The organism is Cognataquiflexum rubidum (assembly GCF_022538115.1).
In the GTDB taxonomy this organism is placed as follows: domain Bacteria; phylum Bacteroidota; class Bacteroidia; order Cytophagales; family Cyclobacteriaceae; genus Cognataquiflexum; species Cognataquiflexum rubidum.
The window spans coordinates 539,055-555,559 of record NZ_JAKZAL010000001.1 but is presented as its reverse complement, the minus strand read 5'-3'; the positions used below and the strand labels follow the sequence as shown (position 1 = coordinate 555,559).

11 protein-coding genes are annotated in these 16,505 nt (G+C 40.7%); 5 read left to right on the top strand and 6 right to left on the bottom strand.

Annotated features, from left to right (window positions below):
- Positions 1–213 precede the first annotated feature (213 nt).
- Complete coding sequence (locus MMU05_RS02385) at positions 214–852, top strand: AlbA family DNA-binding domain-containing protein (protein ID WP_241140053.1); 639 nt, start codon at positions 214–216, stop codon at positions 850–852.
- Here the strand turns inward: MMU05_RS02385 and MMU05_RS02380 are convergent.
- A complete protein-coding gene (locus tag MMU05_RS02380; protein WP_336246827.1) occupies positions 847–1,887 on the bottom strand; it encodes a 1-aminocyclopropane-1-carboxylate deaminase/D-cysteine desulfhydrase in 1,041 nt (346 codons plus the stop codon). The two genes, MMU05_RS02385 and MMU05_RS02380, sit on opposite strands and share 6 nt — an antisense overlap.
- Between MMU05_RS02380 and MMU05_RS02375 the strand changes: the two genes are divergently transcribed.
- Entirely contained in the window at positions 1,822–2,868 is a 1,047-nt protein-coding gene (locus tag MMU05_RS02375; RefSeq protein ID WP_241140052.1) for an RluA family pseudouridine synthase, read from the top strand. The two genes, MMU05_RS02380 and MMU05_RS02375, sit on opposite strands and share 66 nt — an antisense overlap.
- Positions 2,869–4,153: 1,285 nt before the next feature.
- The gene (locus MMU05_RS02370) at positions 4,154–8,527 is read left to right on the top strand and encodes an AsmA family protein (protein WP_241140051.1); all 4,374 of its coding nucleotides are present in this window, start codon (positions 4,154–4,156) and stop codon (positions 8,525–8,527) included.
- Between the two features lie 165 nt (positions 8,528–8,692).
- On the opposite strand, the gene mnmC2 is transcribed toward MMU05_RS02370, so the two are convergent.
- The 5 genes from mnmC2 to MMU05_RS02345 all read right to left on the bottom strand — a co-directional run bounded on the left by mnmC2 (position 8,693) and on the right by MMU05_RS02345 (position 13,915).
- Complete coding sequence (gene mnmC2 / locus MMU05_RS02365) at positions 8,693–9,376, bottom strand: tRNA (5-methylaminomethyl-2-thiouridine)(34)-methyltransferase MnmC2 (RefSeq protein WP_241140050.1); 684 nt, start codon at positions 9,374–9,376, stop codon at positions 8,693–8,695.
- A gap of 3 nt (positions 9,377–9,379) precedes the next feature.
- Complete coding sequence (gene ispF, locus MMU05_RS02360; RefSeq protein WP_241140049.1) at positions 9,380–9,862, bottom strand: 2-C-methyl-D-erythritol 2,4-cyclodiphosphate synthase; 483 nt, start codon at positions 9,860–9,862, stop codon at positions 9,380–9,382.
- A gap of 54 nt (positions 9,863–9,916) precedes the next feature.
- Positions 9,917–11,155 (bottom strand): M16 family metallopeptidase, encoded by a 1,239-nt coding sequence (locus MMU05_RS02355; protein WP_241140048.1) that lies wholly within the window; start codon positions 11,153–11,155, stop codon positions 9,917–9,919.
- Positions 11,156–11,207: 52 nt separating this feature from the next.
- On the bottom strand, positions 11,208–11,411 hold the full coding sequence (locus MMU05_RS02350) for a heavy-metal-associated domain-containing protein (RefSeq protein WP_241140047.1): 204 nt from the start codon (positions 11,409–11,411) through the stop codon (positions 11,208–11,210).
- Between the two features lie 314 nt (positions 11,412–11,725).
- On the bottom strand, positions 11,726–13,915 hold the full coding sequence (locus MMU05_RS02345) for a heavy metal translocating P-type ATPase (RefSeq protein ID WP_241140046.1): 2,190 nt from the start codon (positions 13,913–13,915) through the stop codon (positions 11,726–11,728).
- A gap of 381 nt (positions 13,916–14,296) precedes the next feature.
- On the opposite strand from MMU05_RS02345, the gene bshC reads away from it, so the two are divergent.
- The gene (gene bshC, locus MMU05_RS02340) at positions 14,297–15,868 is read left to right on the top strand and encodes a bacillithiol biosynthesis cysteine-adding enzyme BshC (protein WP_241140045.1); all 1,572 of its coding nucleotides are present in this window, start codon (positions 14,297–14,299) and stop codon (positions 15,866–15,868) included.
- Entirely contained in the window at positions 15,861–16,436 is a 576-nt protein-coding gene (locus tag MMU05_RS02335; RefSeq protein WP_241140044.1) for a 5-formyltetrahydrofolate cyclo-ligase, read from the top strand. The genes bshC and MMU05_RS02335 overlap by 8 nt, the downstream gene beginning before the upstream one ends.
- Positions 16,437–16,505: the final 69 nt, after the last annotated feature.

The window sequence follows — 16,505 nt, the reverse complement described above, 5'->3', positions numbered from 1 at the left end:
CGCTTTGTCTGATACTAACCAATTTAAATAGAAAAGAAGAAATATTAACCGATTTGCTAGGAATTTAACATAGAAACCAGACAACGCGAAGCTGACAACAATTACAACCAATAGAACAATTACAACCACTTCAACCACTTCAATAATTACAACAATTACAACCCCTACAACCATTCACCTCATACTTCTACCCTCTAACTTCATCCCTCCAAAATGACTCTTCAAGAAATCCATAGAATCGCCCAACAAGGGGAAGGCTTGAAGGTTGAATTCAAGAAAAAAGCTTCTTTTCCTGAGAAAATCGTCCGGGAAATCATCGCTTTGGCCAATACCGAAGGGGGAAATTTATTGATCGGCGTGGATGATGACGGGACGGTGAGTGGACAGCGGTTTATCGAAGAAGAAGTTTTTGTGATGCAAAAGGCCATCGGGCAACATATTCAGCCCAAGTTGGAATACCAAGTGGAAATCATCAAGCTCACACCAAAAAAGGGAATAGCGGTTTTTTCCATTCCAAAATCGCCAGAGCGTCCCCATTTTTTGATGGAGGAAAATAGGAGAAAGGCCTTTGTCAGAGTCAAAGACCGCAGTATCCAGGCAAGCAAGGAAATGTGGGAGATATTGAAAAGAGGGAAAAATCCAAAAGATATAGTTTTCACTTATGGTGAAAAAGAGAATATCCTGATGAAATCCCTAGGGGAAAACGGGAAAATCACCCTCAAAGAATTTCAGTTTTTAGCCAAACTGCCAAAGTTTTTAGCCTCAAAAACGCTGATCAGACTTGTTTTAGCCAATGTCATCAAAATCGTCCCCCAAGAGAAAGAAGACATTTTTATACTCAAGGAATCATAGGGGCAAGGAAGTGCCCAGCCGTTGGTTGAATCCTGCGATCCCTTGCAAGCCACCTGAATGGATAGCCAAAATATGGGATCCTTTCTCAAATAAACCCTTTCTGATCAGGTCAAAAATCCCAAACATCATTTTTCCGGTGTAAATAGGGTCCAAAGGAATTTGGGTCTCCGAATAAAACCATTGGATGAAATCAAGCAGTTCAGCTCCTGACTTTCCATATCCCCCAAAGTGGTAATTGTCAAAAACGCTGTATTTTCCTTTTGGATGGATCTGGTTTTCAAGAAGTAGGTTATTGATTTCCGAATGAATAAAATTCCCTTTCAAAGAAGAAAATCCCAACAAATTTTGGTGGGAATGAATGCTTTCCGCCAAACCTGCAAAAGTTCCCCCTGTTCCGATAGAACAGCCAATGTGTGTAAATTCTGCATCTTCATTTCCCAAGATTTCCTTTGTTCCTTTTATCGCTAAGGAATTTGTTCCTCCCTCGGGGATCAAATAAAAAACCCCGAATTTTTCTTTCAGTTTTTCAATAAATGAATCTTCTGCCTTTTTTCTATAATCCTCTCGGCTTATAAAATCGAGTTGCATGCCCTGTGCCTTTGCAAATGAAAGCGTTGGATTGAGGGGAAAAGTTTCTTCGCCTCTGATGATTCCAATTGATTTGAATCCTTCAATTCTTGCTGCTGCGGCTGTTGCATGGATGTGGTTGGAAAATGCCCCTCCAAAAGTCAACACAGTGGAAAATCCCGACTTTTGGGCTTCTTCAAGGTTGTATTTAAGCTTGAAGAATTTATTTCCGGAGACTAGGTCATGGACCTGATCCAATCTCTTGATTGAAAGCCTGATTCCATTTTCCTCAAGGAGAGGTAGATGGATTTCTTGGGTTGATATAGGATTTGGGAGAAGCAATGTTTTTCCAATATTCCTGCAAATAACCAAATCTTTGGCAAATGCCCTTATTTTTGCAGGATGGCAGACATGATGGATCAGGATAATTTTGATGAGGAAGAGTTGGATGTAGAACTCTTTGAGCACTTTAGTTTTACGATTGACAAAGGACAGGCCCCGACAAGGGTGGATAAATTTTTAACTGACAGGTTGCCTAATGCCACCCGAAACAGGGTTCAGAATGCGATAGACGCAGGTTTTGTTCAGATCAACGGCAACCCAACAAAGGCAAATTACAAGGTCAAGCCCTTGGATGAAATCAAGGTTTTTCTTGAAAAACCGCCTAGGGACACAGAGGTCATTCCGGAGGATATTCCTTTGGACATTGTATTCGAGGATGAGTATCTGATGATTGTCAACAAACCTCCGGGGATGGTTGTCCATCCAGCGCATGGCAATTGGACAGGTACTTTGGTCAACGCTTTGGTTTACCATTTCAACCAACTTCCTACCATGCCCGGTAATTCCGGTAGGCCTGGATTGGTCCATCGGATTGATAAAGACACTTCAGGTTTGCTGGTAATTGCGAAATCGGAAACTGCGATGACGGATCTTGCCAAGCAGTTTTTTAACCATGATATAGACAGGACTTACCTCGCTTTGGTATGGGGAGAACCTGAGGAAGACCAAGGAACAATCATCGCCAATGTTGGCAGAAGTGCCAAAGACCGAAAAGTGATGGATACTTTTCTTGACGGTTCTCAGGGAAAACATGCGGTGACGCATTGGAAAGTGATCAAAAGGCTGCGGTATGTGACCTTGGTGCAATGCAATCTGGAAACCGGCCGCACCCATCAAATCCGTGCGCACATGAAGTTTTTGGGACATCCATTGTTCAACGATGCGGTTTATGGAGGAGATAAAATCCGAAAAGGGACGCAGTTTTCGAAATACAAAATGTTTATCCAAAATTGCTTTGACCTCATGCCAAGGCAGGCTTTGCATGCGATGTCCTTGGGATTTATCCATCCTGTGACCAAAAACAGGATTTACTTCGAATCCCCGCTTCCGGCAGATTTTTCGGCTGTTCTTGAAAAATGGGAGAACTATGTCAAATATGAAGAATAATTTTTCACTATTGTCCTGTGCTGGAGGGACTTAATTTGCCTTTTCCTTAGAAAATTTGATTTCAAGCTTAACGATTTGACTCAAATCCGACCGAAAAATCTGGAGTCATTCTGTTTGAAGTGAAAGTAGTTGGGTAAAAAAATTATAAAAGTAGCTGGTAATTACATGAAAATTTAATAATTGGTTGGTTGGAAACCCAAAACCCATTATCAAGTATTCAAAAAACTGGTTTCCGCAATCGATGTAGATTAATGAATGATTAAAAAATGTATCTTAAAATAAATATACTGTAAATTTTTAGCTAAATATTTATATTATTATTAAAGAATCAGATAAGGTGTTAATTTTGTCATGTAATCAATTGGAAAAAAGTCCAGTTGTATTGTAGGATTGAAAGAGTGGTGGGGATTTTCCCGGAGGTTCGAATCCTTCTCCTACATCTGGTTATTTTGGGTTTATTGTTAATTGACTAAAGCTGTGAGATTTTGTTTCACAGCTTTTTTGATTTTATAGCTTTTGGTCTTTTGCTTTGTTGCGCACAAAACACCCATTCACGGTTTTTTTTACTTTCGAGGAGTCTTTATTTGGCCAATTCAGCGATAAGACAAATTAAAATTTACACAAAGAAAATTGCTCCATACAAAGAGGTTTATGCGCCTAATTGGTTTTTCAGTAGTTTTTACTTTTTTTTCTCATTAAAGATTTGTCAATAAAGTAGCCTAATTTAAGTTTGAATTTCCTTATCTATAATAAATATCTTATAAAAATAAATAAAGTGTAAAAAAATATACTTTTCATTAAATTAATTTTAATAAATGGTTCGGTTTATTAATTTTGACCCGCTACAGAGCAAAAGGCTTTGAAAAAATCACATCTTGTAGGATGTTGAAACTGGCAGACATGCCCTCCTGTCTCGGGGGTGGAGTACCTGGTTCTTATCAGGAATGGACAAAGCACACAAAGAGCTCTTTTGTTGCCTAACTTCTCCGTGGAGGTTCGAATCCTTCTCCTACAGCTTTATTTATATTTGGGTTATTTTACTATTGAGACAATCGGAATTGGTCAACCAAGATCGGATTGTCTCTTTTTTTTGGAATTATAGGGGTTATCTGATATTTTGAGGTGGTGAAAAAGGGGTTTTTCTTCTTTTTGCGTACTCCAAATTACTTTTTCATTAATCATGAGATGTCACTTTGATTTCTTCTCCTTCCAAATCCTGAAATCAAAATGAGTGTCAGTTAATTTTCCAATCCTTTTATATTACTTTTAGTATCGGATTAGGTCTATGCAAGAAAATCAGCCACAAGAAACTTTGCCAACCAAAAGAAGGAAGAAATACCTGCGCTTGGCCGGTATTACTCTTTTGGTTTTGTTTTCGCTTCAGGTTGCATTTTACTTTGGATCTGACCTTTTGCTTAGGAATTTTTTAAAGGAAAAAGTCAATACCGCCTCAGGGAATAAATATGAAATTGATTTTGAGGAGTTTCATATTCTTTTTTTACAAAGAGGGATTACCTTCAAAGGGTTGAAATTAAATCCTGTTGAAGGTCAGTTTCAGGACCTTGAGGATATACCTTATTACCGGATTTCAATTCCGGATATTTACATTACGGGTCTCAATTACCGTTTTTTCAGAAAAGAATTCATCATTGGCACCATAGAACTGGTCAATCCTGAGGTAGATTTTAAGCTGGTACAAAAGGATACCACGCAGGCTTCCAAGCCGTCTGTTTCCCCGATTTTAGTTCTTCAGGAAGAAATCAAAAAGTCGTTTTTGGGTTCTCAGGTAAAGGAAATAAGGATAAAGGAACTCAAAATCGATGATGCCGATTTGTTGATGAAAAATTTTATCTCGCAAAAAGCCATCAAAGCCGAAAACACAAGACTTCTTTTGGAGGACATCCAGCTTTTGCAGCAAAGAAGCCCGGAGACACCATTCAATGCCAAGGGATTTTCGTTTGGGTTCGATAATTTTGAAGTTTTATTGGCTGACAGCATCCATACCATCCAAGCCCGAACTGTCGATGTATCATCGCTCGAGCAGTTCATTGATGCAAGAGAGGTAAAAATAATCCCGGATTTCAGCAAATCTGCAAACACCTATTTCCAACTCGATCTGGATGAACTCCTATTAAAAGATGCAGATATCAACAGGGTTTTTTACACTTCCGAGGTAGCCGTTGGTCAGCTGAAAATAGAGAACCCCGAATTCCATCTTTACACAAAAGAAAGTTTGAAAAAAGACAGGGGCTCAGAACCATTTGACTTGTACGCTTTGGTGGAAGGCATCTTGAATTCTATCCAGATCCAGGATTTTGAGATTGTGGAAGGCAAATTTGGAAAACGGCTTGCCGATTCCCGCGATACTTACATGATCAAAACTGACCGGATTGATTTCAAAATGGAAGACTTTTATATAGGTCCTGATGAATCCAAAAAGAAAAACCAGTTTTTCTATGCCGATAATGCCTCCGTGGAAGTTCATATGGTTGAATTTGCCCTAAATGACAGCATCCACAGGATGAAAGGAGATTTTGTGAGGCTTTCATCTTTTGATGATAAAATTGAAATTGACGGATTCAAACTTTTTCCAAAAGAAGGACTTGAACTTGATGGCAAAAAAGCCCATCTGGATATCAGTGTTGCAGGATTGGTCATCACAGAAGCTAACCTCAAAAAAGTCTATAATCTTGGGATAATAGACCTGAAGGAAGTAATTCTGGACGAACCCGAAATTCTCCTAAAGAATATACAGGGAGGAAATAAAAAGGAATCCAAACTGGACCTAACCGACATTTACAGCGAGTATTTGAATGGGATTTATGTTGAGAGGTTTGAAATTCACGATGGTTCGCTCACCTTGGATAATAAGGTAAGAATACGGCAGGACAGTCTTTCCTTTGGAAAAATCAATCTGGTTCTGGAGAATTTTGAGTTGGATGATGAGACTGAAATAGGTGATGCCAAGGAGGCGTTTTTTGCAGAAAACCTGCATTTGGAACTAGAAGACTACGCACTCAAACTTGCCGATAACCTTCATATTTTCAAAGCCGACAAAATACTGTTGGATACAAAGGAACAGCTTATTGAAATTGACGGTTTTGCGATCAGACCGCTTAACCAAAATCAGATTCAACAGACTCTAGCTCGGTATGATAAAAGCACAACCCTGGACATATATGTGCCGAAATTTTTAGCCAAAGGGGTGGACATCCCTCAGGCCTATTTTGAAGGAATTCTCAGGATCAATGAGATTTTGGTCCCCTCTCCGGATATCAACCTGTATCGCTACAAACAAAAAATCCAGGAAGGATCCGGTAACGAGTTGAAAAGGGGAGAAATCTTAGAGCTCCTGACAAATTATTTTTCTGAAATCCAGGTGGATTCCATCAATGTCAACAATGCAAAACTGAATTATCAGAATTTTATAGCAGACAAAACCAGGAGCTTTAAAGAGGACAATGTAACTGTTTCAGTCAAAAATTTCTTCGTCGACGAAGCTACCGTTTCCGATAAGATCAATTCATTTTTTTCAGAGGAACTTGACTTAAACCTGAGTAATTACATTTTCAATGTCGGAAACGGGAAATATACCATACAGGCAGATGGCATTAATTTCAATACTTCAAGGGAGGAAATCATCACCCGAAATGTCAGACTCAGTCCCAGCAATAGCTTTTCTGACAAAACAAAAGTCACAGCCAAAATTCCAACTCTTTCTTTTCGGGGGGTTGACTTGGAGGCTTTCCTTTTTGACAATGCCCTCAGCCTGCAAAAAGTCGGTCTTTCAGGTTCTTCGGTCGAATTGCTCATTGATAATGATTGGGAAGGGCAGGCCAAACAAACCGGAGACAAAAAAGAAAGGAGGGAAAGGAACCTTCCAAAGAGTATCAGCAAGGTTTCTATTGATACCATTGAGACTGTCGATGCCAAATTCAGTTTGGGATTCAAAGAACTGGGAACCCAAAGGGAATTGATCAATACAGAGATTAATTTCAGTGTTTTTGATTTCCTGCTAGATTCGGCAAGTATCCATAAAGGAGAAATTGCAGGTTTTTTTGATGCGATTACTTTGGATTTGGATGAATTTTGGCTGACGCTCAATGACAGTGTGCATCAGGTGACTTTTTCCAAAGTGGAACTCGATACCAAATATGATGGTGTCCTCGTAAATAATTTTAGAGTGATTCCAAGAGATTTGGGTGGCAAACCCGGTTTTCCGGTATTATCGGGACATATTCCCACCATCCTGATCAAAGTAAATTCCCTGACTGAGATACAGGCAAGTAAAGATCTTTGGCTGAAGCAATTGAGATTATACAGGCCTGATTTGGAAGTGTTTTTAGATGAAGTGAAAGCTCCAAAGAAGGATAAACTTCAAAAAGAAGCAGGGAATCAACTCTTTGAGTTTTTTCAAGTCGATGACTTTGAAATCGTGGAAGGGAATTTTTCGATTTTTGACAAAAATGGATCCAAGAAGCCCCAACATTTCAACGGTGTAAATTTTGGGCTTTTAGGGACTAAGATTGATTTGAAAAACCTTGACAATCTGGATAGAAATGCACTGCTGAACCAGGAGTTTAAATTTTCTATCCCCAATTACGAAATCCTCATGAAGGACAGCCTGAACAAGGTCACCATAGGCTTGATCACTGTCGATAAAAATGAAGTAAGGGTCAGCGACTTGATTTATTCACCCCGGGTAGGTAGGTACCAATATGGAAGGACCGTTGGAAAACAGACAGATGTGATGAATATCCACGTTCCTTTATTGGTTTTGGACAGACCAGATTACAATAGGTTCCTTGAACATGAAGTTTTGGCTGCCAAATCACTCAAGATTTCTGATGTGAATGCCGCGATGTTCAGGGACAAAAGATTTCCCCGCGAGACCGGAATTATCCGTCCGATGCCACAGGAATTGATGCGAAATGCAGGAATCGAATTGAGGTTGGATACTTTCGTCATAGAAAATGCGACCATCCGATATACGGAGTTTTTTGAAAAGGGAATGGTTCCAGGAGAATTGTTATTTACGGACATCAACGCCGGATTGTATCCATTCCATTTGTCTAAAGATGGGAATTCCTATCCTTTGGTTGAGTCTTTCTTGCTCGCCACTACCAAGTTGAACGGAGTTGCTGACTTGAATTTGCAGGGTCATTTATTCTTTCAGGAACCTTATCCCATGAGGATCAATGCCCAACTGGGAGAATTTGACATGAGGACCCTGAATTCGATTTTAGAGACCAATGCATTTGTCAATATCAAAAGGGGAACAGTCAAAGGTGCAGACTGGTCTTTTGTGGCAGATAACGATAAAGCAGTGGGACAAATGGCATTTCTATACTCAGATCTGCACGTGATTTTGTTAAATCACCGGACTCTCGAACATGCAAAAGGAAGAGATGCCATCCTGACTTTTGTTTTGAATTCCTTTGCTTTAAGGTCCAACAATCCAAGGCGATACCTGAGAAATCCGATTGAAGGAAAGATTTACCAAGAGAGGGATAAAGAGAAATTTATATTCAATTATTGGTGGAAAACAACCTTCAGCGGCTTGAAAGGAAGCTTGGGCCTTGGTCAGGCAAAACCGGTAAAACCGAAAAAAGAAGCAAAAAGCAAGAAGAAGAATGAAGGGATAAAAGAGGAAGAGTAATCAGTTTTCGGCAGGCAGTTTTCAGCGTTTACAGTGATCAGGTAAGAGTGAAAGTTTCAGTTTCAGAGATCGGTTTCAGTTAACCAAATAACCAAATAACCAATAACTTTCTAACCTTCTAACTTTCCAATCTCCCCGACCTCCTTACTTCCAACCTTCCAACTTTCAACCCTTAGTCCCTCTGACCATCTCGTTTTTTCCTGGAGGGCCCGGAAGTGTTTCAACAATCATCCCTAATTCCTGAAGGGTTCTTTTGAGTCTTCCTGTGGCGCAGTAGGTGACAAGGATTCCACCGGGATTCATGGCATCGACAACCTTATCCAAGATTTCTTTTGTCCAGAGTTCAGGTTGTTTTTTTGGTGCAAAAGCATCATAGAAGACGATATCTGAAGGGTACAAGATTGCTTCTTCCAAAGTGGTCTGATCCTTTTTCATGTTGAAATACTCAGAATAGACCAGCCCCTGATCCCATGGGGATTGGTGAAGTTTCTTAAAAAAATGGGCATAATGGTAGATTGAGGTATCTACTTCTGTATAGTTCAACTGATCATAAATTTCCTTTTCCAAAGGAAAAGGCTCAATGGTATGGTAAAGGACAGGGACTTTGTATTGCTCCGCCCAGACAAGTGTAAGCCAGGCATTCAGTCCGGTGCCAAATCCAACTTCAAAAATCCTGATGGGAAATCTGTTTGGATTGCGCATGAACCATGCCTCCAGCCCGTAGAGCATAAATACATGGATAGATTCCCGATATGCGCCGTGGAAAGAATGGTAGGATTCCTTCAGTTCGGGAAGATAAAGGGAATGTGACCCATCGTCAGTAGTGATGATTTTGACTTCTCTTCCCATATTTTAGACTTTATGGATCAATACTACACAGTAGGCAGAGATGCCCTCCTGTCTTCCCACAAAACCCAGCTGTTCCGTGGTGGTGGCTTTGATCGAGATATTGGAAATATCAGTTCCCATCACCTCAGCAAGGCATGCTTTCATGGATGGGATATGTGGATTAAGCTTTGGGATCTGAAGACAGACTGTCGAATCGATATTTCCAATTTCAAAGCCTTCATTTCTGATCAGCTGCATCACTTCGCGGAGCAGGATTTTGCTGTCGATCCCTTTGTATTTTGGATCTTTGTCTGAAAAATGATAGCCGATATCCCTCAAATTGGCAGCACCCAAAAGTGCATCACAGATCACATGGATCAATACATCTGCATCTGAATGTCCGACAGCACCTTTTTCATGTTCCAATTTGATGCCTCCGAGCCAAAATTCATAGCCTTCCTGGAGTTGATGTACGTCATAGCCGAAGCCGATTCTGAAATTTGTCATATTTTACTAGACATGAGATTTGAGACAAGAGACATGAGACAAAGGCAAGGTCTTTCAATTTTTAGCTTTGTAGTAGACCACGGAAGAGTTTTCTTCTACAAGGATTTTATTTGCCTGCTTAATTATTTCCTCCGAAGGGATTTTGATTTTCTTTTCGTATTCCAATTGTTGGTAATCAGGGTTGCCGAGGTGGGCATTATATGCCAGACTCATGGCCCTGTTCAGCAGTTGGACTGATTCATAGGTTTTCATTGCCTCTGCTTGATTTTTGATTTTGGTCAGGGTGTTTTCAGAAACTGTAGAACCGAGAAATGTAGCCACGACTTCATCCAAAGCCTTTTCGGCAAGTTCCGCAGGTTGGCCTTTTTCCATTTTGCCTGAAAAAACCAACAATCCCGGGTCCACCGTACCGAAGATATAAGCCCCGATGGAAGCAAATAAGTTACCGTTCTTGACCAATTGCTGCTCCAGAATTGAAGATCGTCCAAACCCAAGAATATCTGTAATCAAATCAGATTCAAGATAACCGTCCTGTAATTTGCCGGGCATATGGTAGACCTTGTACAAGGCATCTGTCGGGACATCTGCCTCTACGATCTTTGTTTTCTTTTTATCCTGAGGCAATTCCTGTAAAACGGAATTTATATGAATCTGACCTGAGGGAATATCTCCAAACCATTTTTGGGATAAAATTTTCACTTGCTCCAAAGTCACATCTCCTGCCACGACCATGATCGCGTTGTCAGGGCGGTAATGGGTAAAATAAAATTCTTCCACATCCGCTTTTTGGTAGTTGACGATGTCTTCCAGGTTTTTGCCGATTGTGGGCCATTGGTAAGGATGTCTTTCGTATGCCAAGCCCCGGATGTGGTGGTGGACATCTCCATAAGGTTGGTTGATGTACCGCTGCTTAAACTCCTCGATCACCACCTTGCGTTGGGCTTCTATGGTTTTTTCTGAGAGGTTGAGTTGGAGCATCCTGTCAGATTCCAGCCAAAAAGCCGTCTCAATATTGGTGGCAGGAAGGGTAATATAGAAATTGGTGATGTCCGTATTGGTAAAGGCATTGCATGAGCCCCCGACTTTTTCCAACTCGGTGTCAAAGACAGGTACATTTTTGGAACTGCCAAACATCAGGTGCTCAAAATAATGAGCAAGGCCTGTTTTGCCGGTAACTTCATTCCTTGAACCTACTTTGTAAAGGATGTTTAGCACAGCGATTTTGGTACTCCTGTCCTCATGGACGAGCACCTGAAGGCCATTATCCAGTACAAATTGTTGGTAATTGATCATTGGAAATTTTCGGCAAAGCTAAGAAATAAAAGCAATTTGGAAGGCAATTGTTTTAGGAGAGCAGTTCTCCTTTGTATCCTGCGCTTTCAAGAGCCTTGATGATTTCATTGGCATTCTTGTCGCTTTCCACAGTGAGAATCCTGTCCGGACTTGTCAGGTCCACCTGCCATGAACCGGCAGCAATTTTTTCCATTTCGGGAGTGATGGTAGCCACACAGGCGCCACATTTGACATTGGTTTTGAATTGCTTTTTCATATAAATAGATATAAGATTTGAGACGTGAGACATGAGACATGAGATTAAAATTAGGGAGCAAGGGTCAAATTTCTGAATTAACAATAAATGAAGAAAGAAGACTAAAGATTGCGAAAAGACTTCACCCTTTCATTTCGAGTAAACATTAAATAAAATGTACCGACATGAAAAGGACACCGTTTTCTCCGTCATCCTGAAGGAGGTACGACTGAAGGATCTCATTTACTTTAGGAGAGACCCTTCGCTTCACTCAGGGTGACGCCTCCCAAAACAACAGCTGGTAATAATGCGGTTTGCTTTTTGAAATGAAATTTTTATTTTCTAAGCCGAAGGCTATTGGTGACTACAGATACCGAACTGAGTGCCATGGCAGCCCCGGCGATCATGGGATTGAGAAGGAATCCAAATGTAGGGTATAAGATCCCTGCTGCAACCGGGATTCCGATGATATTGTAAATAAAAGCCCAAAAGAGATTCTGACGAATAATTGTCACTGTTTTTTTGGTCAGGTGAAGGGTTTTTGGAATCTGGGATAAATCTGAATGCACCAAAGTTACTTCTGCCACTTCCATCGCTATGTCAGTTCCTTTTCCCATGGCAATACTCAGATCGGCCAAGCTAAGTGCTTCGCTGTCATTGATCCCATCGCCGGCCATAGCCACATGTTTTCCTTGAGCTTGTAGATTCTTGAGGTAAGCCGCTTTATCCTGAGGAAGCATTTCCGCTTTGAAATGGTCGATGCCTGTTTCTTTTGCTACCCAAGCTGCGGTTTTGTTTTGGTCCCCTGTCAGCATATGGATGACGATGCCCATTTGCTTCAATTCGGTAATTGCTTTTATAGAAGTGGTTTTGATAGGATCCGCGATTTTGAAGATTGCAACCAATTCCGTGTTTTTGGCTACAAATACAACGATCGCTCCCTCCTCGAGGGCTTTGTTGGATTGTACCTGAAGCGGTCCGGTCAATTCTACTTTGAAGGAGGAGAGCCACTTCATGGTGCCGATGCGGTAGATATCATCGCCGTATTTTGCACTCACCCCTTTTCCTGTTTCACTTTGGAAATCTGTGATATTGATTTTTTGATCCGATTTTTCAAAATATCCTGAAATGGCTTTTGCCAAAGGGTGTTCACTTTTGGATTCAATCGCTTTGACCAAAGCAGCATCTGACTCATTCCAAGATTCATGAAAAATGGCGTCAATTACTTTCGGATTTCCTTCCGTAATCGTTCCTGTTTTGTCCAAAATCAAAGTGTCAATGCTCTTTCCTTTTTCCAGGCTTTCGGCATCTTTGATCAAAATTCCCATTTCTGCGCCTTTGCCCATGGCCGCCATGATTGCTGTTGGCGTGGCCAATCCCAATGCACAGGGACAGGCAATCACCCAAACGGTTATCAGCGCAAGCATTCCCCGCAACCAAGAATCCTCGATTCCACTGAAACCCCAAATAAAGAAGGTGATTATACCGATAGCCAACACCACCGGGACAAAAATCCCCGCCACTTTATCCACCATTTTTTGGATGGGGGCCTTAGAGCCTTGGGCTGCTTTGACCCTTTGGATAATCTGGGCTAGGAAAGTATCTCTTCCAACCTGCTCTGCAATGAAAGTGAAACTTCCTGAACTATTGATGGTTCCGGCAAAAACCTGCGTGTCTTTTTCTTTTAATACCGGAAGGGGTTCACCGGTCAGCATGCTTTCATTGACATAGGAAGAGCCTTCCAGGACTTTTCCATCCAAAGGGATTTTTTGGCCGGGTTTGATCAATATAACCTCGCCTTTTTTAACTTCGCTGGTCTTCATGGAGATTTCCTTTCCATCTTTCAGGACAATAAGGTCAGTCGGCTGAAGGTCCATTAATTTTTTGAGTGCTGCGCCGGTACCCGCTTTGGCGCCCGATTCAAGGGTTTTTCCCAATAGGATAAAGAATATGATCACCGAGGCTGCTTCAAAATACACATGTACTTCAAGGCCTTTTGAGGCAAGGTATTCGGGGAAAAAGGTATTGAAGGAGCTATATATATATGCAATACCTGTACTCAGAGCGACAAGCGTGTCCATATTTGCCTGTCGGTTTCCGGCTAATTTCCATGCCTGGATAAAAAACTGTCTTCCCATCACCAGCAATACCGGGGTGGTCAGGGCCCACATGATGTAATTCCCATAAGGCATGTGCATCCAAAACATACCGATCAGGAAAACAGGCAAAGCTAAAATGCCGGCGTACAATGTTTTTTTCCTGAGTTTTTGATAGGCCTCAAGCTGCATTTTTTCCAGATCCTCCTGCAAGACATCCTCAATCATCAAGTCATAACCTGTAGATTGGACTTCTTTCTGGAGCTTTTCCAAGGACACGACATCCTCTTCCCATTCGAGTAGAGCAACATGGTTGGCATAATTGACTGATGCCGATTTGACTCCAGGACTTGTGGAAAGGGTTTTTTCAACAGAAATCGCACATGCCGCACAACTCATTCCCGTCACAGGTATTTCTTTCTTTTTCATTTTCTCTAAATTTTACGCAACTCGTAATTCCTAACTCTTCATTCACCTCGTAATTCGTACTTCATTAACTCGTACTTCGCAAATCGTACTTCGCAAATCGTCCTTCGTAAATCGTCCTTCGTAAATCGTACTTCGCAAATCGTATTTCGTAAATCGAACTTCGTAACTCGTACTTCGTAAATCGTACTTCGTAAATCGTCCTCCGTAAATCGTAATTCCCCAAATCTACCTCTTCAAACCCCATCCCCTGTTATACAATTTTTGATAAAATTAAACCATCCAATCGCCATTCTTGTAATAAGAAAAAAAATGCGAACTTTATCATTTGTTGCGAAGTTAGAATGACTTGTATCGCCTAAGTGAACGTTGAACACCAAATCCATGATAAAAAGCACAGTTGATCCGGATTGTACCGGACAATTTTCGGCCTTATTTTTAGACTATATCCACCAAAAGCCTGAGATTTTTCCTTTCTATAACCAATTTCCCAAAATCGAGAATTTCCAAAAACTGATTGAGGGGAAGAAATTCAAGGATGCACACAGGAATGTTTTGGTGGAAACACTTTCACATCAATACCAAGGTCTCAAGGACAACGAAATCGCCACTCAGCAGATCCAGTCTTTGGCCGATTCCAACACTTTTACAGTGACCACAGGTCATCAACTGAACCTGTTTACAGGACCACTTTATTTTATATATAAAATCGTATCGACTGTCAATCTTGCAGACAGATTGAATCAGGCCTATCCGGATAATCATTTTGTTCCTGTTTATTGGATGGCGAGTGAAGACCATGATTTTGATGAAATCAATTATTTCAAACTTGATGGCAAAAAATACCAATGGAAAACAGCTCAAACAGGTGCTGTAGGGGATTTTGATCTGGATGAAAGCTTCAAGGCATTTTTCAAAGAAGTTTCCGGGTTTGTTCCCGATTTCTTCAATGATGCGTATCAAAGCTCATCGACTTTGTCTGAGGCAGTCAGAAAATATGTCCACCATATGTTTGGAGATAAAGGACTTTTGATTGTGGATGCCAATGAGGCAGCCTTTAAAAGGATTTTCACTCCCGTTATTCAAGAGGATTTATTCCTGAATACACCAAAGAATCTTGCTGATTCCCAAACAAAAAAACTGGAAGACCTTGGTTACAAAAGCCAGATTTTTCCTAGAGAGATCAATTTTTTCTACATGGAAAAGGGAATCCGGGAAAGAATAGAAAAGTCTGGAGATGTTTTTAATGTATTGAATACAGAAATTTCATTTACCGAAAAGGAAATGATGGACCTTATATCGGTTCATCCTGAGCGGTTCAGTCCCAATGTCGTGCTCCGTCCGCTGTATCAGGAAATGATCCTTCCCAATCTTGCCTACTTGGGTGGTCCGGCTGAAGTGGTGTATTGGCTCCAAATGAAAGGTATTTTTGATCATTTTGAAATACCGTTTCCCGCCTTAATGCCGAGAAATTTTGCTGTTGTTGTGGATCAGGCAACAGAAAAGAAAATCCAAAAACTCGGTCTTTCAGATGAGTTGCTGTTTCAGTCGGTAGCTGAATGGAAAAAGGACTTTATTTCCGGAAATGCTTCGATGGATATCAGACTCAGTCAGGAGAAAGAAGCTCTGGAATTGATATTTGAAAAATCAGGAAAAACAGCAACTGAACTCGAGAAAAGTCTCGGCAATGCCTTTGAAGCAGCAAAGGTGCGTGCTTTGAAAATTTTGGATCACTTGGGTCAAAAAGTGAGGAAGGCGGAAGAACGCAGGTGGGATATCCAAATCAAGCAGCGGGAAGCCATCTTCCAATACATGAATCCGGGTGGAAGTCCTCAGGAACGGGTAGAGAATTTTATGAGGTTTTACCTCCAGGACAATAATTTTGTAGACCAAATTCAGGAGGTTTTCGATCCTTTTGATTTTTCATATATGATATTGAGGCTTGATCATGGATAAATCAGCCATCAGGAAACAATACCGCGACTTGCGAAAAACTATTCCCTTTGAAATGCAGGTCGGATTTTCGGAAAATATTTCCAACCGAGTGATTGAATTTTTGAATTCCAATCCGGCAATCAGACATGTGCATTTGTTTTTATCCATCACCAAGCTGAATGAGGTAAACACGTTTCCTTTATTGGAAAAATTGCAAGGCTTGGGATACATTATATATACCTCTTATTTGAATCCGGAAACAAAGGAACTGGACACTTTGGAAATCACCCACAACAAAGACTTCGAACCCGGTTATTTTGGCATTCCAATTCCCAAGGAGTCAAAAAAAGTGGACAGCCATCAGATTCAGTTGGTGTTTGTTCCTCTTTTGGCTTATGATATCAAAGGAAACAGGATAGGATACGGCAAGGCATATTATGATATGTTTTTAACAAAATTGCATCATGAAACAATAAAGGTAGGTTTGTCATTCTTTCCACCCGAAAAAGAAATTCCTTCCGAACCCCATGATATAAGGCTTGATATTTGCATCACACCAGAGGAGATCTATCATTTTAGCCATTTTTGATGGCATTTATTAAAAGAATTAATTTATTTCGCCCCATTATTAATTTAAACTCCAATCCATTTGAAAATT

Coding starts and splice junctions, on each gene's coding strand:
- MMU05_RS02385 (WP_241140053.1), top strand. CDS start 214: ATGACTCTTCAAGAAATCCATAGAATCGCCCAACAAGGGGAAGGCTTG.
- MMU05_RS02375 (WP_241140052.1), top strand. CDS start 1,822: ATGGCAGACATGATGGATCAGGATAATTTTGATGAGGAAGAGTTGGAT.
- MMU05_RS02370 (WP_241140051.1), top strand. CDS start 4,154: ATGCAAGAAAATCAGCCACAAGAAACTTTGCCAACCAAAAGAAGGAAG.
- mnmC2 (WP_241140050.1), bottom strand. CDS start 9,376: ATGGGAAGAGAAGTCAAAATCATCACTACTGACGATGGGTCACATTCC.
- ispF (WP_241140049.1), bottom strand. CDS start 9,862: ATGACAAATTTCAGAATCGGCTTCGGCTATGACGTACATCAACTCCAG.
- MMU05_RS02355 (WP_241140048.1), bottom strand. CDS start 11,155: ATGATCAATTACCAACAATTTGTACTGGATAATGGCCTTCAGGTGCTC.
- MMU05_RS02350 (WP_241140047.1), bottom strand. CDS start 11,411: ATGAAAAAGCAATTCAAAACCAATGTCAAATGTGGCGCCTGTGTGGCT.
- MMU05_RS02345 (WP_241140046.1), bottom strand. CDS start 13,915: ATGAAAAAGAAAGAAATACCTGTGACGGGAATGAGTTGTGCGGCATGT.
- bshC (WP_241140045.1), top strand. CDS start 14,297: ATGATAAAAAGCACAGTTGATCCGGATTGTACCGGACAATTTTCGGCC.
- MMU05_RS02335 (WP_241140044.1), top strand. CDS start 15,861: ATGGATAAATCAGCCATCAGGAAACAATACCGCGACTTGCGAAAAACT.